This is a genomic window from Bartonella tribocorum (assembly GCF_002777915.1).
Lineage (GTDB): Bacteria > Pseudomonadota > Alphaproteobacteria > Rhizobiales > Rhizobiaceae > Bartonella > Bartonella tribocorum_A.
The window spans coordinates 43,163-67,709 of record NZ_NJGE01000008.1; the positions used below are offsets into that span (position 1 = coordinate 43,163).

Sequence of the window (24,547 nt, forward strand, 5' to 3'; positions counted from 1 at the left end):
TTTCTTTCCATCCACATCTCAAAACTATTATTAATATATTGATTTATAAAGATAAATTATTTTACCTCTCGTAATAAAAATGCTCAACATGAAAATCCATTCACTAACACGCAAAAAACAAAATTAAACTTAATCCCCTTGAAAAAAGGAGATCTCTTATGAAGATTCTCAAATATCAAGAGCAATCACCAACGAAAAACGAGATAAGGATATGATAATGCTCATCTATTGCCATAAGTATAAAGCGATCACTCTGCAAAGATGCCGATAGGCAAAAATGCCAAGATACAAAAATACTCGTGCGCAATAAATCCTACACCTTATTACGAGCAACACTATGAAAGAGGCATAAAAACAACACGCGATCTTTCTTTACAGAAACTAAATGCATTAATAAACACCATGGCATTCTTTTTCATTAACACCATAGCATTCCTATTTTCTAAAGAGATATTCATTCTTGCTCTTGCTTTTGCAAGCAACAATAGCGCATAACAAAACACAGGATAAAATGTGAAAAGCTTTGGATAAAAAAGCTAAAAAGAAGAGGTTAGAGATGAAGTTTTTTGTGGACAGCGCCAATATTGAAGAAATACGAGAGTTGCAAAATTTAGGCCTTGTTGATGGTGTGACCACCAATCCCTCTCTAATCCTAAAATCAGGACGCAATATTCTTGAAGTGACAAAAGAAATTTGTTCTCTCGTAAGGGGACCTGTTTCTGCTGAAGTTGCCGCAACAGAATTTGAAGACATGATGAAAGAAGCGGCTGTTTTAGCAAAGGTTGCTGACAATATTTGCATCAAACTTCCTTTAACACTTGATGGATTAAAAGCTTGTAAAGCCCTTACAGCAGAAGGCCTAAAAACAAATCTCACACTTTGTTTTTCTGCCAATCAAGCCTTACTTGCTGCCAAAGCAGGTGCAACATTTGTTTCGCCTTTTATCGGGAGACTCGATGATTGCGGAATAAATGGAAGTGAACTGCTTCATGAAATTCGCACAATTTATGATAACTATAACTTTGAAACACAAATCTTGGCTGCATCAATCCGCACCGTTAATCATGTTAAAGAAGCAGCTCTCAGCGGTGCTGACGTTGCAACAGTTCCGCCCGCAATCTTAAAAGCCCTCATCACGCACCCCCTCACTGATAAAGGATTGCAAATATTTCTCAATGACTGGAAAAAAACCGGACAAAATATTGCCTAGTGGCTAGGAATTTTATGAGAAAGATCTCTTGAAAGTAACAAAAAAATCTGCTCAGCAAGCTCTTCTGCCACACGCTTTTTTGCATCTTCTTCAGCTTGCATCGTTGCATATTCCTGACGAAGCCGCTCAAAAGATGCGTTCATCATTGCTGTTCCTTTTGCAACGGGCATATTCTTCATATCCTGCAAGGTGTAAGAGGCTTTGCTCATAACAGTTCCAACAGAAGGGCGTCCTTTTCTCTTTTTCTCAAAATCAACCTCTATCTGCATTGATTCTCTTGTAAAGACGGATATCTGTAATGCCAATCGATAAGCCGGTAGAGAAGGCTTACCACCCTTTCCATACAAAAGAAACAGCAGATGATTGCGCACCATTTGTCCAAAACGATCCGAAGGCTCTTCCACCACAATAGAGGCAAGCTTTTGCGCAAGCCCCAAAGAAGCTTGCCCCGAAAGAGAATCCTGATGAGCAATAGAACTCTCATACAAAACGGAATTCATTGCCCTTGCACTCTGCGACTCTTGACGGTAGAGCGGTTCAACTTTGCACCCACACAACAATGTGAAGACACCCGCTAAAATAACAAGCAAAAAACTTTTAAAGAACGACATTCACAATCCTTTGTGGAACAATAATAATTTTTTTCATAGGCTTTTCAACCAGCTGCGCCTGTACAAAATCTAAAGCCAAAACGGCTTCTTTAATCATCGTCTCACTCGCTGTTGCTGCAACGGTCACCTCACCACGTTTTTTACCATTAATTTGCACTGGCAAAGTATAGCTTTCTTCAACAATTAATGCGGGATCATAAACAGGCCAAGCAAGTTCAGACATTAAAGTTGTCTCTCCTAAAGCAGCATGGCATTCTTCCGCCAAATGCGGCATGATAGGTGCAATCATGGCAAGGAAAAAATCCATAGCTTGACGTAAAGCCGCTTTCATTTCATCCTCAACATCTGCCACCTTATTGAGCAAAGGTGCCATAATATTCAAGAATTCATAAAGGCGTGCAATAGCGCGATTAAAAGCGAATTTTTCTAAATCATCTTCTACAGCGTGGAGCATGCGATGCGCTGCCTTTGACAGTTCCAAAGCTGCCCCCTGATGCCCCGCCCGGGGCGCCACATCCTTTAAAACAGCAGCACTCAAAGCCACATGGCGCCAAACACGCTGGACAAAGCGATGTGCGCCTTCAACACCCGATTCTGTCCAGATAACATCCCGCTCAGGGGGAGAATCTGACAACACAAACCAGCGTACCGTATCAGCGCCGTAAGATGCAATAATATCATCGGGATCAACGACATTCTTTTTTGATTTTGACATTTTCTCAATCAAACCAATCGTCACTTCGCTTTGATCGGTTAATTTATAAGCACACCGCTTTCCATCTTTTTCAACAATGGAAATTTCTGCTGGAGAAACCCACCCTTGATCATCCCGATAGGTTTCATGCACCACCATCCCTTGGGTAAACAGCCCTTTAAAAGGTTCATCCACACTCACATAACCTAACAATTTCATGGCACGCATAAAAAAGCGCGCATAAAGAAGATGCAAAATGGCATGCTCAATTCCACCAATATATTGTTGTACAGGCAACCATTCAGAAGTTGCTTGTTTCTCAACAGGCTCTGATGCAAAAGGAGCGGTAAAACGTGCATAATACCAAGAAGAGTCAACAAATGTATCCATGGTATCGGTTTCGCGTTTGGCAGAGCAACCACAGATCGGGCAAGCAACATCCTGCCACGTTTCATGACGCGCAAGAGGATTGCCCGGTTGATCAAAAGTAACATCATCAGGCAAGACAACCGGCAAATCAGCACGCGGTACAGGCACAACGCCACAAGACGTACAATGGATCATTGGAATGGGGCATCCCCAATAACGTTGACGTGAAATCCCCCAATCACGCAAACGAAATTGCACCGTTTTTTCCCCTTGCGGTTTTCCATTAAGCATTTGTTGCTCAAGCCTTTTGGCTGCTTCTTCAAAGGCTTGTTTGGGTGTCAAACCATCCAAAAAGCTGGAATTGATCATCACCCCATCACCAACATAAGGCGTTTCAGTAATCACCAAATCTTCTTTCTCAACCCCTGAAGGCAAAACCACCGGTTTTATCGGAAGATCATATTTACGTGCAAAATCGAAGTCTCTCTGATCATGAGCCGGACAACCAAAAACGACGCCTGTTCCATAATCCATCAGCACAAAATTAGCAATATAAACGGGAATATGCACTGCTTCATCAAAAGGATGCACCGCCACAAAAGGAGTAAGAAAACCTTGTTTTTCGGCTGTTTCAAGTGCCGCTGTTGTCGTTCCACCGCACCGACAATTTTCGATAAAAGTCGCCAAGGCTTTGTCTTTTTTTGCAAGAGATTGTGCAATGGGATGATCAACAGACAGAGCCAAAAAGGAAGCACCAAACAGCGTATCAGGACGCGTTGAGTAACAAACAACCTCATCAAATTCCTCACAAGCATCATCAGCGCCACCTGCATCATCAGCTGTTGCCTTTAAAGCCCAACGAACCAGCAAACCTTGGGATTTCCCGATCCAGTTTTTTTGCATCGTGCGAACTTTTTCCGGCCATTGATCCAGTTCTTCAAGCCCCGCCAAGAGATCTTCACTAAAATCGCTAATTTTGAAAAACCACTGGGTTAATTCCCGCTGTTCAACCAACGCGCCTGAACGCCAACCCCGTCCATCAACAACCTGCTCATTTGCCAAAACCGTGTGGTCAACGGGATCCCAATTGACCTTAGCGACTTTTCGCGCCACCAACCCCTTTTGATAAAAATCAAGAAACAGCATTTGCTGTCGATGATAATAATCCACATCACAAGTCGCAAATTCGCGCGCCCAATCGATTGAGAGCCCTAATTGCTTTAGTTGCCCACGCATCACCGCAATATTTTGATAGGTCCAAGTTTTAGGATGCACTTTATTTTGCATGGCAGCATTTTCAGCCGGCATACCAAAAGCGTCCCACCCCATAGGATGAAGCACGTTAAAGCCCTTTGCACGTTTATAGCGTGCAACCACATCCCCCATGGCATAATTGCGCACATGCCCCATGTGAATGCGCCCAGAAGGGTAAGGAAACATTTCTAAGACATAATACTTTTCACGACCATCTTCTTGGACAGTCTGAAAAATTTTTTTTTCATCCCAAATTTCTTGCCATTTTTTTTCTCTCGCACGTGGATTATAGCGTTCGCCTATCTTATAATGCTCAATCGTCATTCCCATTATACTCTTTTAATAAAACTGAACCAAAAACTTGTTTTATTATGCTTGACCATGGATTAACCTCATCGTCAACATTTTCGTGAAATATTTTCTCAAGTATTTTATAAAAACACCAACCCCTAAATAAAACTTGAATAAAAATGATAAAGCATAAAAACATGAAGACACAAACACCCCCTCATAATCCTTCTATTGAAGCATTGCACAACCTTCAAAAAGACATTGCGGCACTCTGCCAAGAACTACAACGCCCCGTGGAGGAAATTGAACTTATCGCTGTTTCAAAAACTGTCTCCATAGAGGATATACGCCCTCTTTTACAAATCGGTCAATCTCAATTTGCGGAAAACCGCGTGCAAGAAGCAGCCCAAAAATGGCTCGGATTACGTCAACAATTTAAAAATATTGAACTTCACCTCATCGGTCCCCTACAATCCAATAAAGCCGCTGAAGCTGTAAAGATTTTTGATGTCATTCAAACGGTTGATCGTGAAAAAATAGCCAAAATTTTGGCAGAAGAAATGCAAAAACAAAAAAGGCATCTTCCCTGCTATGTTCAGGTTAATATTGGCTTAGAGCCGCAAAAAAGTGGTATAGAACCACAAGAAGTGATCCCTTTTGTTTCTCAATGCAAAAACAACTATGGACTTGATATTATCGGTCTGATGGCTATCCCCCCTGTGGACGAAAACCCCGGTCCCTATTTCGCTCTTCTAGCAAAATTAGCAAAACAAGCCGGTCTTCCAAAGCTTTCCATGGGCATGTCCAATGATTTCAAAACAGCTCTACAATTTGGTTCAAATGTCCTTCGCATTGGCTCTGCTTTATTTGGCAAACGCCCCGTGTAAAACCATTTCGCTTCATGTAAATTCATTCCCCCAAGATACATCCTCATTGAAAACTCTACGAACAAGCCCAAAACAACAGAAATGAAAAAAATATTTCCCTCAAGATCACTAAAAAAGCAACTCTAGCAGTAAAAACGCCCGTCCCTCTTTCACCCTGTTAGCAAAATGAGCAAAAAAGCTGGTTTTCCTAAACTTCTCACCAGCACATCCTCAACCCGTACAATGACTTCAAAATAGCCCTGCTTTGGCTTTCATATTCTCGCACCTTGGCTCTTTTTCTCCCCTCTCTAATCACCACTTCAGCAAAAGCACCACACACAAGAAATCCTAAATATAAAAGCAAAATAATAAAAATAGGGGTGTTGCGCATAAATGGAAAAACTGTCGCGAAATAAATAAAAGAATATTCAGCACGCTTATCGCAATAACTTCCATTAAAGACCTCGAATTCTCTTAATTTCTCCAACATGCATAAACAATTTCCCCACCTACCAATGACGTAAAGCAAGCAAAAGAGGCTTAGGATTATCAATACGGCTCTTCAATTCTCGTGTAAGTCACTTGGGACACAATCAGCACCTTAAATACCAAAGCAAACATAAAAAAACCTGCTAAACAACATGACAACAATCATAAAGACAAACGTTAGCATAGAGGTTTTCTATACACTGAAAGAGACAACAAAATACGATCAACAATCGCTAAAAAAGCATTAATCCCAATCCATGCACACACACAATAACAACACAACTGAATGCAATAATGGTATTATTCCCTTGTTATTCTCATAAATTAAAAAAATACCAAATTTTTAGATGCAAAATTCTTCTAATTTTAAAATTTAATTAAGAAAAGATAGGATGATATTCCTTATAATTTATAATAATATAAGTAATATTTTTATATGATTAAGAAGAATATTTCGTATACACATAATATATTTAATTGTTTATCAAAGTATTTTTATTTATATTTTTAAAAAATATGTTTGACGCTACTCTAAAATGCGTGATAACAATTTGAAATGTATCATTGTGATATTATTTTAATGTAGATAATATTAGGAGGATTAATATGAGAAATTTTGGTTCAGGTTTAACTTATACGATAAATGACTCAACACCTATCATTTATGGAAATGCATGTAGACCTAGTGATTTTATAAATCACATGAATGCACAGGGCTTCGCAGTAGGAGTTCCGGCAGGAACAGTGGGTGCAATTCAAGGCGGTATAACCGGAGGACCAGCAGGTGCATTGACAGGTGGAGTGGGAGGTCTTGTATTGGGATTCGCAGGAGGTGCGATGTGGGGCTTTATAGAAAAAGCTCATGAGTGTTGGTTCTAATTTATAGAGAATAGCGACAAAGATATCTCTGAAGTTAATAATTTTGTAAGTATATTTTCAATAATATACCATAATTAAATATCTACATCTATGGATAAAATATTTTTCAGGGATATCTATTATTTATAACATATTATAATTTAGGATTTTTTATAATGAATATTCGTTATGAAATAATAAGGCTGTTTTGCATCCTCATTGTCGTTATCCCTATATATGCTACTGGTTTAAAAAAAATTGGTGGCTACAGTTGGAAACTATCTATAAAAATAGCCTTATTGTCAGTTATTGTGTTTTTTATTTTTGATAGTTTGTGTAGATACTTTGGTTTATATTAATCTTTATTGGATGAATTAGGAGAAAAATGAAAAAATAATCTTCAAAGGTGTCTATTAATCTTATATACTATAACTAGGATTTTGTTATAATGGATATTCATTATGAAATTGTAAGACTATTTTTCATGCTAATTATAATTACTCCTATAATTGCCATTCCTTTTAAAATATTCAGTGGTGTGGGGTGGAAATTGTCTATTATAATGGCATTATCGTCAGTTATTATGTTCTTTATTTCTGATTTTTTGCGTAGATACTTTGGTTTATATTAATATTTATCGGATGAGTTCCGATTACACTGAATAAAGTAGCAATAATGAGGAATTATCATTTATAATGTCAGATTTTGCTTATAAAATTATTGGATCATTGGCGGTAGCAGTTTTTTTTGGTTTAGTACATCTTTTTTATTATAAATTTTTTTCTTATAGTTGGAAAGATTCTCTAAAAAACGCATTATTAATAAGCATTATGTTCTTTTTTGTTAGTATTTTATTAAACTATATTGGTTTATCTCAACTTTTGAGAAATATTTTATAATGAATATTCATTATGAAATAATAAGGCTGTTTTGCATTCTCATTGTATTCATCCCTATATATGCTATTGGTTTTAAAAAAATTGGTGGTTACAGTTGGAAAGTAGCTATAAAATCAACATTATATACAGTAATTCTGTTCATTGTTTTTGATATTTTGCGTAGATATTTTGGGTTATTTAATTATTAATGAACTTATTCTTATTTGAATAAGGCAATACAAAATAAAAAACATTCAAAGCGATAATCAATAAAGTACCTTCATCTACCTCCTATATGATATTTTTTAATATCTTTATGCTTTTATAAAAAGCTCTGTACGACAAGGCTCTGTTGCATTTAAATATCCTCAATGAGCATAAAATACGCTCTTGAAGACAAGAGTTTCAGATTTTAAAAATTGACTATTCCAATCTTTGTCATTTAGTCTACCCTCATAATGAAAAGCTTACGGGGAAGTTTTGCCTAAAAATACAGTGGGCTGATTTTCCCTAAGATAAATTAAAAGAGGGAAACATGACTGAAAAAATTTATCCAATATCAGAAGAGATCAAAAAAAATACTTTGCTCGATGAGGAAACGTATCAAAAATGGTATCGAGAAAGCATCAATGATCCAGAAAGCTTCTGGGCAAAACACGGTCAATGTATTGAATGGTTTAAACCCTTTACAAAAGTAAAAAACACTTCTTTTAACGATGGTGTATCAATTCAATGGTACGAGGATGGGATAACAAATGTTGCCTATAATTGCATTGATCGTCATCTGAAAACCCATGGCGATCAAATTGCGCTCATTTGGGAAGGGGATAATCCTTATCATGATAAAAAAATAACCTATAACGAACTTTATGAACATGTTTGTCGTTTTGCCAATCTTTTAAAAAGCCACGGTGTCAAAAAAGGCGATAAAGTAACCATTTATCTTCCTATGATTCCCGAAGCAGCCTATGCTATGCTCGCGTGTGCCCGCATTGGTGCTGTTCATTCGGTTATTTTTGCAGGCTTTTCTGCTGAAGCCATAGCAGGACGCATTGTTGACTGTGAATCGACCTTCATCATTACTGCTGATCACGGCTTGCGGGGTGGCAAACGAATTAACTTAAAAGACAATGTTGACCATGCTATTGAAATAGCCGCCCGCCAAAATGTGCGTGTGGATCAAGTTATGGTTATACGGCGCACTTGCGGACCCATTCAATGGATAGAGGGGCGTGATTTTTGGTACCATGAAGAAATCGCTCATGCAAAAACAGATTGTCCAGCAGAACCAATGAATGCTGAAGATCCGCTTTTTATTCTTTATACTTCAGGCTCAACCGGCAAACCCAAAGGTGTTTTGCATACCACAGGGGGCTATCTTATTTATGCCGCGATAACCCACAAATATGTTTTTGATTATCACCCTGGTGAAATTTACTGGTGTACAGCTGATATTGGTTGGATTACGGGACATTCTTACTTGGTTTATGGACCTTTATGCAACGGTGCAACTACTTTAATGTTCGAAGGCACACCAACTTTTCCTGATAAGGGAAGATTTTGGGAAATTGTCGACAAACACCAAGTCAATACGCTCTATACAGCACCAACCGCTATCCGCGCCTTAATGGGGGCAGGAAATTCATTTGTTGAACACTCAAAAAGAACATCCTTACGGCTCTTAGGAACGGTAGGCGAACCGATTAATCCAGAAGCATGGGAGTGGTTTTATCACACGGTTGGCAATGACCGCTGTCCGATTCTCGATACATGGTGGCAAACAGAAACAGGAGGGCATATGATTACACCTTTGCCCGGTGCCATACCCCTTAAAGCAGGCTCCGCTACACGTCCCTTTTTTGGTGTTCAACCCCAAATTGTTGACGCTCAAGGCAATGTTTTAGAAGGCGAAGCAGAAGGCAATCTTTGTATCAGTGATTCATGGCCCGGACAAATGCGCACGCTCTATAAGGATCATGAACGCTTTATTCAGACCTATTTTTCCACCTATAAAGGAAAATATTTTTCAGGCGATGGCTGTCGACGCGACAGTGATGGCTATTACTGGATTACAGGACGCGTCGATGACATTCTCAATGTTTCTGGACACAGACTAGGAACCGCTGAAATTGAATCAGCCCTTGTTTCACACCCTGCTGTTTCTGAAGCCGCTGTTGTTGGTTACCCTCATCCTATTAAAGGGCAAGGAATCTACAGTTTTGTTACCCTCATGGAAGAAACAGCGCCAAGTGAAGAATTGCAAAAAGACCTTATTCAGCATGTCAGAAAAGAAATAGGCTCCATTGCCATATTGGATAAAATTCAGTTTGCTCCACAACTTCCCAAAACGCGATCAGGAAAAATTATGAGACGTATTTTACGCAAAATTGCTGAAAATGATTTCGACAATTTAGGAGATACTTCAACCCTTGCCGAGCCACAAGTTGTTGAAGATCTAATTGCCAACCGACAAGATTAAAAAAACATGGTTTAACGGACAATACCACCGGTAGGCTTTAGCCTTTTGCTAAAATAATCATCGCAGCATTCTTGCTAAAGCCGCCGGTAAAAATCCAAGCCAGAACCACTATTCTGTTTGCAGCCCAAAATATTACCAAGCATAATCCTTCATAAGAGATCATTGACACTTTTGGTGTTTTTATCCACACACGCATTTCAAGCCACAAACGAATGCTCTAAAAGGCTTGCAATAGGTGATCAATTTTACTGTCGGTAAAACTTCTTTATCAATCTATTTTAGAAAGAGAAAAAATAAGTTTTTCCATAACCCATACAAAAACAAACAAAGATTAAAATGATAAAAGATGCGCTTTAATGCATATTCAAAACGAAAAATGTACAAGCTTCATCAACCATAAAACGAGTAAGATCAAGATTAAGTCGAAAAACAGGGATAGCAGTTCTTATGTTTCTGCTAGAAACACCTTGGAATTCCTGCTAAAATCATGAATAAAGATAAAATAAAGAAATATAAGGGATATTTTACAAACAATATTTCTCAAGCACAAATGGAGAAATATTGCGTGCTGTAAAGTATGAATAAGATCTAAAACAATAGGAGCAAAAGTCCTGAGAGTAATACACTATAAAAACAGAAGTGGTAACAAAAAGTGATTCATTTTGAAAATGTCGGCCTGCGTTATGGAATGGGCCCTGAGGTCCTTCGTGATGTTAGCTTTCATATTCCTGCTGGCTCATTTCAATTTCTTACGGGTGCCTCTGGGGCGGGCAAAACATCATTGATGCGGCTGATGTTTTTAGCACTCAAACCCACCCGTGGTCATATTGATTTATTTGGAACAGATACAGCTTTGCTGAAAAGACAAGAGCTTCCTGCGCTACGACAACGCATCGGTGTGGTTTTTCAAGATTTTCGTCTTCTTGACCACATGACCACTTATGAAAATGTTTCCTTACCTTTACGCATTAAGGGGCAAGAAGAAGCAACCTATCGCAGTGAAGTAGAAGATCTTCTCTGTTGGGTAGGTCTTGGCGATCATATTCATGTTTTACCACCGGTTCTTTCCGGTGGGGAAAAACAAAGAGTCGCCATTGCACGCGCGCTTATTGATCAACCCGAAATTCTGCTTGCCGATGAACCAACCGGAAATGTTGATCCGCCCTTGGCAAAACGCCTGCTGCGTTTGTTTATTGAATTAAACCGTTTTGGAACGGCTGTTATCATTGCCACCCATGATATCGCCTTAATGGAACAAGTTGCAGCACGGCGTATGCTTCTCCATAATGGACGGATGACAATTCATGAATAAATTTTTCCCCATTTTTACCAGCAATAAAAAAAACACAACGGCGATTATTCCTAGTAGCAACATTTCTGGACAAGCCTTGGTTGCCGTCATTGCTATTATGACATTTCTCTCAAGCCTCACCTTAATCGGTGTTGATTTAGTCCAACGTTCTGCCAAAAATTGGAGCAATCAAATTAGCTATGAAGCAACAATACAAATACGCCCCGTTGACAATGTTGATATCAACAAAGCACTTCATGATGCAGTAATCTTGGTTAAAACCTTTTCTGGTGTCCAAGATGCGCAAATTGTTGACCAAACAGCCACGGAAAAGTTGCTGGAACCATGGCTTGGAACAGGTTTTAATTTGAACGAATTGCCCCTTCCCCGTCTTATCATTGTCACCTTGAAGGAAAATGAAACAATCAATTTTGCCGCCATCAATCATGCCATTAAAACGCAAATTCCAGGAGGTCAATTTGATGATCATCGTATTTGGGTCCACCGTTTTACGACCATGGCATACACTTCTGTTTTCATTGGTTTTTCAATTTTAGCATTGGTTCTAGGTTCTCTAATCCTCACCATTATTTTTGCCACCCGCAATGCATTGGCAGAAAATGCCCATATTATTAATGTGTTATATTTTCTTGGCACTGAAACCCTTTTCATTGCGCGTCAATTTGATTGGCATTTTTTTAAAACAGCACTGCGCGGTGCTTTATATGGTGGTCTCACAAGCATATTTCTGTTTTCAGCCTTTTGTTTCTGGACAAATTATAACCTAGGAAGAGCAGAAGCCAGCCAAGTAACGGCTTTATTAGGACATATTTCAATAAGTTCCATTCCTTATGGAAAGATCAGTCTTCTTATTATTTTTGTTTCTTTTCTAACCACCCTTACAAACCGCATGACTATTTTAGCGCAACTGAAAAAAATCGATCAATGTGAAAATGGTTTATTTTAATTTTATGACTCACAACAGCCCCAACTCATTGACACAAAACAATTTAAACCGTCCTGTTTCAAAACAACCCTACCATAATTGGTCTGCCCGCGGCTTATTTCGCTATTTTCCCTTCACAACACTGACTCTTGCAGTCATTGTTTTCATTTTTTGGGGTGGTTTTATTATTTTTTCTGAAAAAACCGAACAGCTTGTCCCCCCAACGCCTCTCCCTAAAGCCGATGCCATAATCGTACTTACCGGTGGAGAACACCGAATAGAGATAGGGCTTCATCTCTTACAAAAGGGGCTTGGTTCACGACTCCTCATCAGTGGCGTAAATACTTCAACCAATCTAAAAGCTTTTATGCATAACATGCATATTAGTCCACAGCTTATCTCTTGTTGTATTGACATTGGGCATCAAGCGATTAACACCAGAGGAAACGCTGAAGAAAGCGCCGCTTGGATCAAAAAGCACCACTATAAAACCCTTTATATCGTCACCCATGATTACCACATATGGCGCTCGATGCGTGAACTTAAATATCTTATGCCTGATATCCATTTTATTGCTTATCCTGTGAAAAAGAGCAAAGCTGAAAGCACAATACAACAGATCAAGCAAGCCCGCATTCTTATATTCCAATACATTAAAACACTGCAAGTCTATATCAGAACCGCCTTCTGACCTTTTCCCCCTGATCTTTATCCCCCCTAGCCTTTCCCCTTATGACTTTAAACCTTGCCACCTTCTAACTGCGTCATCCCCTTCTCTCCATATCTTTCCACACGAATTACCACCATAAAAGCCCGCAGAACTTCCCCTCATGTCAAGCAAAACGCCCCGATACACGTGTCACTGTCTTGCACATTCACCCAAAAATATCTCTTATATCCCAAACTTGATCTCACAGCAGGGATCTATCAATGACATCCCTATGTGGTAGAAAGCTCTCGTAAATAAAGCTCAGATAGCTATAAGATCTCCAGACATGTTATAGAGATCTCCTTATACCACCATCTTTACACTTCCATAAAAAATGCAGAACAGCTCATCCTAAATTTTACCATCCCCCAACATGACGATAGCTCTTAAAAACCACTTTGGGTGATGAGCAAGGAGCATGCGTTACGCCTTTAACAGTATTCACAGACCAACCTCATATGGCATGCAAGGCAGTCATTAAGCCTAAAAATGAGAAAATTTATGATCCTTAGATTTCTCATTCAAGAGAGAGAACGTTAAATAATCATTATAAATCAATAAATTACTAACAATCTCTTCATTCTATAACGCATCTTCATAAGAGCATTTTAGATCACAGATACAATAAGCTCAAAACGCACACCGCCACAAACATCGCACGCTCTTCTTGGCTTTCTCATTTATATGGCTCACCCCCATAAAGCTCTACAAACAAGCGCTGCCTTGAATATTTATCACTGTCGCTAAAGCTCATGTGTCATAATTTTAGAGGCCTTATTGCGTAGGGTGTTTTATTTCCTACCAACACACTGATTCATAAAGATAAGTGCTCTTCATCTTAAATAAGAGTCTCAGATATTGTAGGCGCTCTCATTTTAAATCTATATCTATTGAAACAACCAGTATCACTTACTTGCAACGTCACAAAAGCAAATGGAGCGGATGTTTGAATAAAAAAACATAAAGAAAAAACGACAAATGCTTCTTATGAAGTGTTTCAAATCTACACCATTCTGATACCAAAAAATGCAACATTGGGAGCGGTGTATGATGGTTCCAGTTTTCTCCTGATCAAACGTAAAAATGGTGGTGTACTATAAAACGTTACTAATCTAATGATATTATGTTCTACTGAACGAATGAGGCGTTTTCTAAGAGAGAATAGCAGTGCTAAATTTTTTTCTGATCATATTTTGCTTTTCGCTGCAAAAACGCTTATATCCAAGCAGATAGAATTATAAACATGCCTTAGGTTGATGAGCACTTAATCACGCGAGAGCGCAACAACAGGATCAAGCCGTGAAGCTTGTCGCGCTGGCGAAAAGCCAAAACATATTCCAATGAGGGTGGAAAAAGTAAGGGATAAAATGATTGAATCAACCGTATAAATCAGATGAATTGGCGCCTTAAAGAGCCAAAATAAGCCCCCAATAGAAAATCCGAAGAGAATTCCCAAACCGCCTCCAATTATACAGACTAAAATTGCTTCAATGAGAAATTGTTGGAGAATATCACTTTGGCGTGCCCCAACAGCCATACGCACCCCAATTTCATTGATCCGCTCAGAAACCGTAACCAACATAATATTCATCACCCCAATTCCCCCTACAATCAGTGAAATCGCTGCAATTGAAGACACTAAAAGCGTTAAAATATGCGTGCTCTCCATGATGCGTTCTCGAAAAAATTCGGAATTTCGAATGAAAAAATCCTCTCCACCATGGCGCATAATAAGAAAACGTTTCACCATCTTTTCCGCTAAATTTGAATCAATGTGATCAGCAATCTTCACGGTAATGGCCCGAACTTGTGTTGTGCCAAGAAAACGTGTTTGTAAGGTTGTATAAGGCAAATAAATTTGCAATGTATTTGAGCTCCCTCCATTATTTTGCGGATCAACCACACCAATAATGCGTGCAGGAACATTGCCTAAATGAACAATTTTCCCTATTGGACTTCCATGACTATGAGGGAAAAGCACCGCAATTGCTTCCTTTTCGATGACGAGATCAACCGCCCGCTCATGCACACTTTTTTGATCAAATAGCTGCCCTTGAACAGCTCTAAGTCCCTGCGTTTGGAAAAATTGTTCTCCTACCCCCGAAATCATAGCATTAACTTCAATAGAACCAAAACGAACCGTAGAACTTGCTGAAATCTGAGGTGTTACACCAGCAACATAAGGCAATCGAGAAAGGGCCTCCGCATCTGCTTCCACCAAACTGGTTATCTTCTCTGCTTGTGGATCAGAAAAACTTTTCCCTGGAAAGATTGTCAAGGTATTGGAGCCCAAGCTTTTAAAATTTTCTAATATTTTCTCCCGTGTCCCATTTCCCAAAGCGACCATGGCAATAATCGCTCCAATACCGATAATGACCCCAAGCATTGTTAAAAAAGTTCGCATCCGGTGTGCATTCATCGCCAACAAAGCCATGATAAATGCTTCACGAAAACGTTCAATAAAAGAACGAAAAGACCCCAATGTTTTTTGATCTTTCAGATTCCGTTGCTCCTGAAGAGGCTGAACACTCCTTTTTGTTTTTTTACCTTTCGAGAGCTTATCAGCAATAATTTCCCCATCACTGATTTCGATAATACGATCTGCTCTTTTCGCCACCTGCATATCATGCGTTACGATAATAATGGTGCGCCCTTCTTGATGAAGCTCATCCAAAATACGCAAGACTTCTTGCCCACTGTGTTTATCTAAAGCACCAGTTGGCTCATCGGCAAGAATAACCTCCGCATTATTCATCAATGCTCGCGCAATAGACACCCGTTGTTGTTGCCCGCCTGAAAGCTGATTAGGACGATGATTGACTCTCTCTCCCATACCTAAACGCGTTAAAAGTTCTTCTGCACGTTTTTTTCTCATATTCGGTGCATAGCCTGCATAAATAGCTGGAATTTCAACATTGCCAAGTGCGGTTAATTCATTCAACAAGTGATAGCGCTGAAAAATAAATCCAAAATGATTGCGCCGCAAAGCGGATAATTCATCAGCAGAAAGAGAAGCTACTTCTTTTCCTGAAATCCAATAACGACCAGAACTTGGCCGATCAAGACAGCCTAGAATATTCATCAATGTGGACTTTCCAGAACCAGAAGCCCCTACAATTGCCACCATTTCACCACGCTTAATGGTCAAATTGATACCCCTCAAAACAGGAACAAATGTATCACCGGCAGGAAATGTACGCACAATATTTTCTAAAACGAAAACAGCCTCTGCTTTTTCTGCTTTCATGATTTAATTCTCATCTTCACTGTGTTCATCAGGAATTTCTGGCATCACACCATTGTGCGAACCGGTAATCACCACATCCCCCTCATCAAGCCCTGAAGCAATCTCTGCCATTACTTTGTTATTAAGCCCTACGGTCACTTGTTTTGCCACCACTTTATTGTCCCCTACCAACAGTGAAACCCATGCTTTTCCCTCTTTTGTTTCATCACGCAAAGCATCACTTGGAACCAGCAAAACATTCTGAGCACGTCCTAAAATAATATGCACTTGAGCAGTCATATAAGTTCGCAAAAAGTTGTCTTTATTATCAACATGCACAATCCCATTATAATAAATTGCCGACGATGAGAGAGAGCTAGAACCTCCCATACCAGGGTTAATACTCACATCAGCACGAATGGATTCAGGAGCTGGTTCAACCCTTTCTAGCGTTCCCTCATAACGACGGTGTGAATTACCCAATACGGTAAAATAAAGAGGTTGTCCGGCGCGAACTTTAAGAATATCAGCTTCCGAAATTTGTGCTTTAACTGTCATCTTTGACAAGTCACCTAAAATAACAATTGTAGGCGCTGACTGAACAGCATTAACATTCTGACCTTCTTCAACAACTGTTGCCAAAACCGTTCCCGCTGAAGGAGCAGTTATCCGCGTATAACTGAGATTAACCTCTGCACTCTCCACATCAATCTTGGCTTGTACAATCTGTTGACGAAGTTGAGCAATTTGCGCTTCACGTATTTTCACCTGTGTCGCCGCATCATCAAAATTAGCTTTTGAAATTGCACGCGTTTCGATCATTTTTTTCTGCCGCGCTAAATTTTTTTGTGCAAGAGAAAGATAAGCTTCTTGTTCCACTAAATTCGCATAATAATGCGATAAGGCTGCTTTTTTTCTTTTCAGATCATTTTCTTGATCTGTAGGATCAATTTCTGCCAAGAGATCTCCCTCTTTGACAACACTGCCCGGAAAAACGCGCATAGAAACCACCCGCCCTGTAGCACGGGCACCAACAGCCACCAACCGATAAGGACGCACAACCCCTGAAGCCAAAACACTTTCCTCAATATCACCACGCTTCACCACAGCGGTCATATATGTTGGTGTAGATGTTCCAAAAAAAATAGAGCGCAACCACAACACAAAGATAATAATGAAGAGAGAAAGAAGAAAGAATGAAAGCTTTTTGCGTGTTGTAATGAAATTTTTGATGAAACTTTTTTTCATTGCCCTACCTTTGCAAGTGAATGAGAAACACCATCAACGACTTCCGGACGTGACACATCAACGACACCATCCCATCCCCCCCCCAATGCTTTCATCAGAGCAATATATTGGGTAGCTAAAGCAATTCGGCTATCTTTAAGTGCCATTTGCGCAGAATAATAGGAACGATCAGCATTTAATAATTCAAGAAAACTGGTATTGCCATTTTCAAAAAGACTTCGTGAAAGTTTTAAAGAATGCAGGAAAGCTTTATTGGCAACAACAAGCTTTTCAAGACGCTGATGTTCCTTTGTTAATCTCACAAGCGCATTTTCAACATCTTCTAAAGCCCTCAATACAGCCGCCCGATAATTAATAAAAGCCTGATCACGCTGCGCCCGCGCCATCGCAACAGAGGCAACAATCTGTCCTCCATTAAAGAAGGGCAAACGAAGACCAGGGCCAAAAGACCAACCAATGGTTGAACTTTTCCATAATTGGTCTATTGCGGTTGCTGATGTTGAAATATTCCCCGTTAATGTAAGCGACGGATAACGTTCTGCCTCACGTTGACCAATGCGCGCTGTTGCCTGTGCATATTGGCGCTCTGCTCGCCGTAAATCGGGACGTGACAACAAAATATCTGCCGGAATTCCTGCTGGTATTGGCCATTGTGGTTGTGGAATTTGCATTTGTTTGGCATTTTTTTGCAAAAGATCCTTTAATGCCGTAGGCACATGACCGGTTAGAACAGAAAGGCGATGCATACTCATAGCCACATTTGCTTCCATCTGAGCGATATCGGCTTCTGTATTAGCCACTTGCGCTTGTGCATTTGAAACATCAAGCTCAGAAATATCACCTGCTGTTAATTTAGCCTGCATCAATTCATATGTTTTACGTTGTGTCGCAGCAATCTGCCGCACAATCGACAATTTTTGTTGCCAACCACGCATTTGAACGTAATTTGTTGCTACCTCCCCTAACAATATGACCATCGTCGCACGCATATCCTCTACGGTTGCTTCAAGACCGTAACGTGCCGCTTCAACACCTCGCTTATGTCCTCCAAAAAAATCAAGCTCCCAACTTGCATCAAGCCCACTACGATATTGGTTCAAAGTATCAGATTGTTTAGATCCGCTACGGATCCCTGAAATTGTATTTGATGCACTTGGCAATAAAGATCCCACCACTTGCCCTAAGCTCGCACGCGCTTCACGAATCCGAGCCTTGGCAACCGCAACATCATTATTTCCAGCAACGGCCTCATCCATTAACGTATTTAAAACCGGATCATTTAAACGCCGCCACCACCCTGCAAGGGAAATTGAATGCCCTGATATCTGCGCAGACTGCTGTCCCCATTGAGCTGGAACAGAAAAAGATGTTTTACGATAATTCGGACCAACCATACATCCAGACAAAAGAAAACAAAGCAAAATACTAGAAAGTAATCCGCTAGAAGCGCCCCATTTGAGATTTCTGATATGCATCTAGTCTCCCGCATTCTTTCAGAATCATTATGTAATATTAATACTTTATTTACCTTTTATTTCAAAACGAACATGAAAAATCAAACACAGTTTGCACAGGAATATGATCTGAAGGACGCTCCCACCCACGCGCATCACGAAAAGTTGAAAGATCCACCACTAAAGGTGCTAAATCTGGAGAGGACCAAACATGATCAAGCCGCCGCCCATAATCCGTAAGCGCCCAATCGCGAGCACGATAACTCCACCATGTGTAAAGTTTAGTAGGAACAGGGATATGCAACCGCATGAGATCAACCCATCCGCCCTGACAACACAAATTTTGTAAACGCTCTGTTTCAATGGGTGTATGGCTTACAACCTTCAACAATTGCTGATGAGACCAAACATCTTCTGCTAAAGGAGCAATATTCAAATCGCCCAGCAAAAGAGAAGAGATCCCCTTTTCCTGATCAGCACGAAAAAAAGACATTTCTTCCAAAAAATCAAGCTTATAGCGAAATTTTTCATTCACATTAGCGTCAGGAATATCGCCTCCAGCGGGAACATAAAAATTATGAATCCGCATCAATTTACCATGGGCTTCCACAATCACTGAGATATAGCGACAATCTTGATTTTGACAAAAGAAACGCTTGTTCACCTTTTTAAAAGGCAACCGAGAAATAATCGCCACCCCGTTATACGATTTTTGTCCACTCAGTGCGATATGCTTATATCCTGCAGCTTCAAAAGCCTCGACTGGAAATAAAGCATCGGGACATTTTGTTTCCTGTAGACACAAAACATCGGCAGGAAAGAGCTTCAAATACTGAAAAACCTGTGCAAGGCGCAAACGAATAGAGTTAATATTCCAAGTCGCAATACGAAAGAACATCTGTTTCAATCCCAATGACGTAATACTATTGCTTCATTTCTTCGAAGGAAGTGTAAACATGCCCTGAACAAAACGAACGCCTGTTCGCACATTCATAATCTGCACCGTAGTTTCCAAGTTTTGTTGATCAACAATTGTCCACTGCCGCAAAGCAAAGCTTTTAGAATCAAACACCATTCTTATTTGCCCTGCCCCAATCGTTCTATCACGCAGAACAATCGTTACTGCCCCTGGATCTTCGCGAAACGCCAACAAACGCCCAGATGATAGATCAATTTTATCATCCAACAAAAACTTCATTGGCGTTTGCGAAAGTTGTGAAAAGTTCCAAGTATTTAAAGCTCGGTTGTTAATGCCCACAAATTGACCATCTGCAATGATCTGTAAAGGCATTTTCTTGTAAATAAAGCGAATTTTTCCTGGACGCTCAAGATAAAATGTTCCTTGAGACATTTTTCCCTTTGGACTAAATTGAATAAAGTCGCCTGTCATTGTTTTGATTGCCGCAAAGTGATTGGCAATATTCTGTGCCTTTGCCACCTTATTAGATGTTTGCGAAAAAGCAGGAAAAGTTAAACACAAAAAGATAAGAACCCCCGCAAACCCAAAGACTCTTCTTTGCGGTAAAAAAGATTTTTTCATAAAAATGCTCCCAAACAATATCGAACTGACTTTATCATTATAATTAAGCCATCAATGATGAATAAATACCCTGCTTTATAAGATAAAGATATTGTTTGAAAAAATTATCAAAAGATTTTTAAAAAGCGCTCTTCTTCGGCAGAAACCAAAATTGCGCGTTTCCCGGCATGATTTGCTGGACTAATGATGTCTTCTTCTTCCATCCTCTCAATTAATGTTGCGGCACGATTATAACCAATCCCTAAAAACGGCGTTGAATATAAGAAGATGAAGCTTTACCATCACGAAGCACAATTGCAACAGCTTGACTATAGGCATCATTTGCTAAAGAAAAAGCCAAAGAAACATTCTTCTTTATTTCTTGCAATTTCTTACGATATCGTTTCCAAACAATCAGTCTGCTTTTGAGTTTCCAAAAGCATCCCAATTTTTTACTTTTTTGCCAATTTTCTAAACGCATAATATATCCCTTCCCCACCCCTAATCTTTGAAGCAATATGCGTGATAGTCAATACACGAACGGATTAAACATATTGTTCACAAACCGAAAGTTCTTTTAAGGAGTAAAAACGTTTTTTTTAACTTCCACACCACCAAAAAGAATAAAAGTTTTCATCCTATCCGGTCTGTAAATAGTTTGAAGTTTAGCAGGTTTTACTTGGCTTTCTACCTCATATAGTTCATCTTCCATAAGGCTATACAGACAAGCCTTACCCTAAAAGCAGACCACAAGCCACATGGCGCAACTGGTTTGTTTGTGAGATCAAATGACGAGAACAGCAAAAACACTTAAATATCAAGCCTTGCATGCCTTTATCCCTCCACACTCACAATGACGCTATTTTACATCAAAATATTGATTTATAATAAATTATAATTTTTTTAACTTAAACCATAACGCAAAATACCGTAAGATTTTCTCATCATATTCTTTCTCAAATTAAATCAATTCAAGTCATTTTATTGCACGTTATAAGAAAAGCTGGCGCGTAAATAAAGTTATATAAGATAAAGAATACCGCTTATGAAGAGTCTAAACCCCAAGGAGTTATCACAACATTGAGAGCTCGTATAGGATGATACAGGCTTTTTACAACGATAAGATAATGAACTGTTTTATAAAATATGCTTAAAAAAACGATTATAAAAATTTTTTAAAAGCGCTCTTCTTCAGCAGGAACTAAAATTTCTCGTTTCCCTGCATGGTTTGCTGGACTGATGATCCCTTCTTCTTCCATCCTCTCAATCAATGTTGCAGCACGGTTATACCCAATCCCTAAACGGCGTTGAATATAAGAGGTTGAAGCCTTACGATCACGAAGAACAATAGCAACAGCTTGACTATAGGGATCATCTGCTGAAGGAGAAGCTGAAGCAACATCAGCACCATCTTCTTCAACTTCTTGGGTAATTGTTTCCAAATAATCAGGTCGTGCTTGCGCTTTAAGATGCGCAACAACCTGCTCCACTTCATCATCCGCAACAAAAGGCCCATGCACACGCTGAATACGTCCTCCTCCCATCATAAAGAGCATATCTCCTTGTCCCAATAATTGCTCGGCTCCCTGTTCGCCCAGAATTGTTCGACTATCGATTTTTGAACTCACGGAAAAAGAAATGCGTGTAGGAAAATTGGCTTTAATCGTCCCAGTAATAACATCAACAGAAGGACGCTGTGTCGCCATAATCACATGGATACCAGCGGCACGTGCCATTTGTGCTAAACGTTGAACCGCACCTTCAATATCTTTACCAGCGACCATCATCAAATCAGCCATTTCATCAATAATGACAACAATATAGGGCATAGGACTAAAATCAAGTGTTTCCGTCTCATAAAGAGGCTCGCCAGTCTCATGATCAAAGCCCACTTGAATGGTGCGCACCATTGTCTCTTCTTGACCCTTTGACTCTTTGAGACGCGCATTAAACCCGTCGATATTGCGAACACCAAGTTTTGACATTTTACTGTAGCGCTCTTCCATTTCACGAACAGCCCATTTAAGTGCAGTCACTGCTTTTTTAGGATCTGTCACCACGGGGGTTAACAAATGGGGAATGCCATCATAAACCGAAAGTTCAAGCATTTTCGGATCCACCATAATAAGACGACATTGTTCAGGCGTCATACGATAAAGCAATGATAAAATCATTGTATTAATAGCAACAGACTTTCCCGATCCTGTTGTACCAGCAACCAAAAGATGCGGCATTTTTGCTAAATCCGCAATAACAGCTTCCCCCCCAATTGTCTTGCCCAAAGCAAGCCCTAATTTTGCTTTACTTTCAACAAATTCCTGCGCTTGCACAATCTCTCTTAAATAAACCATCTCACGCTTTGCATTGGGCAATTCTATTCCAATCACATTGCGCCCTGGAACCACAGCAACACGCGCAGAAATCGCACGCATCGAGCGCGCAATATCATCTGCCAGACTAATGATACGAGAAGACTTAATGCCAGCAGCCGGTTCGAATTCGTATAAAGTGACCACAGGTCCAGGACAAGCATCGATAATTTTTCCTTTGACCCCAAAATCTAACAAAACACCTTCAAGTTCCTGCGAATTTGCTTTTAAAGCAGCAGGAGAAAGTTTTGCATCTCTTACAGACGGTGGTGGAACCGATAGGTAATCCAAAAGTGGAAGAACAAAACCACCATTTGAAGAAATGGCTAAAGACTTTCGACTTTTAACAGAAGAAGAAGCATAGGCTTTATTTTTATTTTCCTCACACTTTTCTTTTTCATCCAAAAAAGTTGGTTCAATCCGATCAAATGACTTGCTTTTCCCCTTACTCTGAGAAGGCCTTTTGAAACAGAAAAAACGAAAAAAACGCGCTTGTAAAAAATAAAAAAGATGTAAAAGAGCACCAAAAGTTGTCGCAAAAAAACCATGCTTCTCACGATCATCCTCTGCAGCATATTCCATATCTTCTTCCATCTCAAAGGCCGGATTAATGATTTCGTTTTTCGGAATGCTTTTTTCTTTTCTTTTCTTTGTTTGACGCCGCCATATCACATTACCCGCAAAAGCAGCCGTGAAAAAACCTAAAAGGATAAAAACAACACTGAAGAGCACCGTATAAAATGGAGAAAGAAAAAGAGGAAAAATTGAAGAAGCAATACTTAAAGCCTTATCTCCTAAAACCCCTCCCAACCCCATGGGCAATGGCCAATAAGTAAAAGAAGCAACAGGTGTCATAAGGGAAAAAGCCATTAAAAAACAAATCGTTGATGCCACCCACAAAAAAAAGCGCCAAGTCAAATTGTAGACATTCTTTTGTGCCAGCAAGAGAAAAGACCAAAATAATGGTGGCAACAAAACAGCAAGACTTGCCAAGCCAAAAAATTGCATCATAAAATCTGAAAAAATCGCCCCCAACCACCCCATAAGGTTTGTAACTTCATTTGTACTTGCATGGGTTAAAGAGGGGTCGGCAACATTCCACGTCGCCAAAGCAAACGCACAAAAGATAATAAAGCCGAAAAGCCCAAGGCCAATAAATACACCAATCTGGCGTAAAAACATCTCAACAAGCCGAAAACCTTGAGAATCTCGCGCTTCCAATGAATCATAAGGAGAAGAATTGCGGTGCATCCATTAATCCCAAATACAAAACTTTCATATTTTAAAGAGTTATAACTCCCTCCCCTCCTAAAAAAGAACGAAGCTACACTCAGCGCCGATCTGTAAACAGTCATCTGTCAACAATCCAACTTCTTAATCTAACGCGTTCTCCCTTCTTGCGACTTCACATCGTTCATATCCCACCATCCTAAGGAACAATCCTGCATAAAGCACGAAAAAAGCCCTATCCTAAAGTATTTATCACACGAACAACAAAAAAACACCTCATGTGTAAAGTTTATGACAGGATCTATCACTCTCCTAAACAGAAGATTACGCTATACCTTGGTAACAGTAAAATATTAACACCGTTTTAACCATTACGAATGAACACAATTTTTTATCTATCATCCTCGATGTATCCCCTTCAGGACAAGAAGATTAAAGAACATTCATAAAAATTAAAAAATCCATTCCCATCTTTGTCTAATTTTGGTTTTCTTTTCTATCAACCAAGTGTAAAAAGGATAGAAGAGGATATTCAAAAAAGGCTGATCCGATAAAT

Annotated in this window: 17 protein-coding genes and 1 pseudogene; 7 read left to right on the forward strand and 11 right to left on the reverse strand. The window is 39.6% G+C overall.

From position 1 onward, the window contains the following. Positions 1-556: 556 nt before the first annotated feature. On the forward strand, positions 557-1,210 hold the full coding sequence (gene fsa / locus CER18_RS04590) for a fructose-6-phosphate aldolase (protein ID WP_100128901.1): 654 nt from the start codon (positions 557-559) through the stop codon (positions 1,208-1,210). Here fsa and CER18_RS04595 read toward each other — a convergent pair. Both CER18_RS04595 and leuS read right to left on the reverse strand, forming a co-directional pair. After that, the gene (locus CER18_RS04595; protein ID WP_100128902.1) at positions 1,207-1,821 is read right to left on the reverse strand and encodes an LPS assembly lipoprotein LptE; all 615 of its coding nucleotides are present in this window, start codon (positions 1,819-1,821) and stop codon (positions 1,207-1,209) included. The two genes, fsa and CER18_RS04595, sit on opposite strands and share 4 nt — an antisense overlap. Further along, positions 1,808-4,462: a leucine--tRNA ligase gene (gene leuS, locus CER18_RS04600; protein ID WP_100128903.1), complete on the reverse strand. Its 2,655-nt coding sequence runs from the start codon at positions 4,460-4,462 to the stop codon at positions 1,808-1,810. Before leuS ends, CER18_RS04595 begins: the two co-directional genes overlap by 14 nt. Before the next feature lie 164 nt (positions 4,463-4,626). Between leuS and CER18_RS04605 the strand changes: the two genes are divergently transcribed. Beyond that, complete coding sequence (locus tag CER18_RS04605) at positions 4,627-5,316, forward strand: YggS family pyridoxal phosphate-dependent enzyme (RefSeq protein WP_100128904.1); 690 nt, start codon at positions 4,627-4,629, stop codon at positions 5,314-5,316. Between the two features lie 196 nt (positions 5,317-5,512). On the opposite strand, the gene CER18_RS04610 is transcribed toward CER18_RS04605, so the two are convergent. Continuing rightward, complete coding sequence (locus CER18_RS04610) at positions 5,513-5,785, reverse strand: hypothetical protein (RefSeq protein ID WP_100128905.1); 273 nt, start codon at positions 5,783-5,785, stop codon at positions 5,513-5,515. Positions 5,786-6,390: 605 nt separating this feature from the next. On the opposite strand from CER18_RS04610, the gene CER18_RS04615 reads away from it, so the two are divergent. After that, the gene (locus CER18_RS04615; RefSeq protein WP_100128906.1) at positions 6,391-6,663 is read left to right on the forward strand and encodes a hypothetical protein; all 273 of its coding nucleotides are present in this window, start codon (positions 6,391-6,393) and stop codon (positions 6,661-6,663) included. A gap of 1,392 nt (positions 6,664-8,055) precedes the next feature. Continuing rightward, complete coding sequence (gene acs / locus CER18_RS04640) at positions 8,056-9,999, forward strand: acetate--CoA ligase (protein WP_100128911.1); 1,944 nt, start codon at positions 8,056-8,058, stop codon at positions 9,997-9,999. Between the two features lie 37 nt (positions 10,000-10,036). Here the strand turns inward: acs and CER18_RS10705 are convergent, their stop codons facing one another. Next, complete coding sequence (locus CER18_RS10705) at positions 10,037-10,162, reverse strand: hypothetical protein (RefSeq protein WP_280951569.1); 126 nt, start codon at positions 10,160-10,162, stop codon at positions 10,037-10,039. Between the two features lie 489 nt (positions 10,163-10,651). On the opposite strand from CER18_RS10705, the gene ftsE reads away from it, so the two are divergent. Genes ftsE through CER18_RS04655 form a run of 3 tightly spaced genes read left to right on the forward strand, consistent with a single transcriptional unit; the run spans position 10,652 to position 12,927 of the window. Next, the gene (gene ftsE, locus CER18_RS04645; RefSeq protein WP_100128912.1) at positions 10,652-11,311 is read left to right on the forward strand and encodes a cell division ATP-binding protein FtsE; all 660 of its coding nucleotides are present in this window, start codon (positions 10,652-10,654) and stop codon (positions 11,309-11,311) included. Beyond that, on the forward strand, positions 11,304-12,257 hold the full coding sequence (locus tag CER18_RS04650) for a cell division protein FtsX (RefSeq protein ID WP_100128913.1): 954 nt from the start codon (positions 11,304-11,306) through the stop codon (positions 12,255-12,257). The genes ftsE and CER18_RS04650 overlap by 8 nt, the downstream gene beginning before the upstream one ends. Next, entirely contained in the window at positions 12,244-12,927 is a 684-nt protein-coding gene (locus CER18_RS04655) for a YdcF family protein (RefSeq protein ID WP_100128934.1), read from the forward strand. The genes CER18_RS04650 and CER18_RS04655 overlap by 14 nt, the downstream gene beginning before the upstream one ends. A gap of 1,282 nt (positions 12,928-14,209) precedes the next feature. Here CER18_RS04655 and CER18_RS04660 read toward each other — a convergent pair. From CER18_RS04660 to CER18_RS04690, 7 genes and pseudogenes are all read right to left on the reverse strand, one after another. Beyond that, on the reverse strand, positions 14,210-16,192 hold the full coding sequence (locus CER18_RS04660) for a MacB family efflux pump subunit (protein WP_100128914.1): 1,983 nt from the start codon (positions 16,190-16,192) through the stop codon (positions 14,210-14,212). A gap of 3 nt (positions 16,193-16,195) precedes the next feature. Further along, positions 16,196-17,419, reverse strand: a complete 1,224-nt coding sequence (locus CER18_RS04665; protein ID WP_100128915.1) for an efflux RND transporter periplasmic adaptor subunit — start codon at positions 17,417-17,419, stop codon at positions 16,196-16,198. Beyond that, positions 17,416-18,894: an efflux transporter outer membrane subunit gene (locus CER18_RS04670; RefSeq protein ID WP_100128916.1), complete on the reverse strand. Its 1,479-nt coding sequence runs from the start codon at positions 18,892-18,894 to the stop codon at positions 17,416-17,418. The genes CER18_RS04665 and CER18_RS04670 overlap by 4 nt, the downstream gene beginning before the upstream one ends. Before the next feature lie 61 nt (positions 18,895-18,955). Next, positions 18,956-19,771: an exodeoxyribonuclease III gene (locus CER18_RS04675; protein WP_100128917.1), complete on the reverse strand. Its 816-nt coding sequence runs from the start codon at positions 19,769-19,771 to the stop codon at positions 18,956-18,958. A 33-nt stretch (positions 19,772-19,804) separates the two neighbouring features. Beyond that, on the reverse strand, positions 19,805-20,413 hold the full coding sequence (locus tag CER18_RS04680) for a LolA family protein (RefSeq protein ID WP_100128918.1): 609 nt from the start codon (positions 20,411-20,413) through the stop codon (positions 19,805-19,807). Positions 20,414-20,520: 107 nt separating this feature from the next. Next, a pseudogene (locus CER18_RS04685) lies at positions 20,521-20,829 on the reverse strand (DNA translocase FtsK); the annotation flags it as partial. Positions 20,830-21,567: 738 nt separating this feature from the next. Further along, on the reverse strand, positions 21,568-24,012 hold the full coding sequence (locus tag CER18_RS04690) for an FtsK/SpoIIIE family DNA translocase (protein ID WP_100128919.1): 2,445 nt from the start codon (positions 24,010-24,012) through the stop codon (positions 21,568-21,570). Positions 24,013-24,547 lie beyond the last annotated feature (535 nt).

Bases quoted from the DNA above. Each gene is read 5' to 3' on its own strand.
- CER18_RS10705 (WP_280951569.1), bottom strand. From the start codon at position 10,162: ATGATCTCTTATGAAGGATTATGCTTGGTAATATTTTGGGCTGCAAAC.
- CER18_RS04675 (WP_100128917.1), bottom strand. From the start codon at position 19,771: ATGTTCTTTCGTATTGCGACTTGGAATATTAACTCTATTCGTTTGCGC.
- fsa (WP_100128901.1), top strand. From the start codon at position 557: ATGAAGTTTTTTGTGGACAGCGCCAATATTGAAGAAATACGAGAGTTG.
- CER18_RS04670 (WP_100128916.1), bottom strand. From the start codon at position 18,894: ATGCATATCAGAAATCTCAAATGGGGCGCTTCTAGCGGATTACTTTCT.
- CER18_RS04615 (WP_100128906.1), top strand. From the start codon at position 6,391: ATGAGAAATTTTGGTTCAGGTTTAACTTATACGATAAATGACTCAACA.
- CER18_RS04660 (WP_100128914.1), bottom strand. From the start codon at position 16,192: ATGAAAGCAGAAAAAGCAGAGGCTGTTTTCGTTTTAGAAAATATTGTG.
- CER18_RS04655 (WP_100128934.1), top strand. From the start codon at position 12,244: ATGGTTTATTTTAATTTTATGACTCACAACAGCCCCAACTCATTGACA.
- CER18_RS04595 (WP_100128902.1), bottom strand. From the start codon at position 1,821: ATGTCGTTCTTTAAAAGTTTTTTGCTTGTTATTTTAGCGGGTGTCTTC.
- CER18_RS04665 (WP_100128915.1), bottom strand. From the start codon at position 17,419: ATGAAAAAAAGTTTCATCAAAAATTTCATTACAACACGCAAAAAGCTT.
- CER18_RS04680 (WP_100128918.1), bottom strand. From the start codon at position 20,413: ATGAAAAAATCTTTTTTACCGCAAAGAAGAGTCTTTGGGTTTGCGGGG.
- leuS (WP_100128903.1), bottom strand. From the start codon at position 4,462: ATGACGATTGAGCATTATAAGATAGGCGAACGCTATAATCCACGTGCG.
- CER18_RS04605 (WP_100128904.1), top strand. From the start codon at position 4,627: ATGAAGACACAAACACCCCCTCATAATCCTTCTATTGAAGCATTGCAC.
- CER18_RS04690 (WP_100128919.1), bottom strand. From the start codon at position 24,012: ATGCACCGCAATTCTTCTCCTTATGATTCATTGGAAGCGCGAGATTCT.
- CER18_RS04650 (WP_100128913.1), top strand. From the start codon at position 11,304: ATGAATAAATTTTTCCCCATTTTTACCAGCAATAAAAAAAACACAACG.
- CER18_RS04610 (WP_100128905.1), bottom strand. From the start codon at position 5,785: ATGTTGGAGAAATTAAGAGAATTCGAGGTCTTTAATGGAAGTTATTGC.
- acs (WP_100128911.1), top strand. From the start codon at position 8,056: ATGACTGAAAAAATTTATCCAATATCAGAAGAGATCAAAAAAAATACT.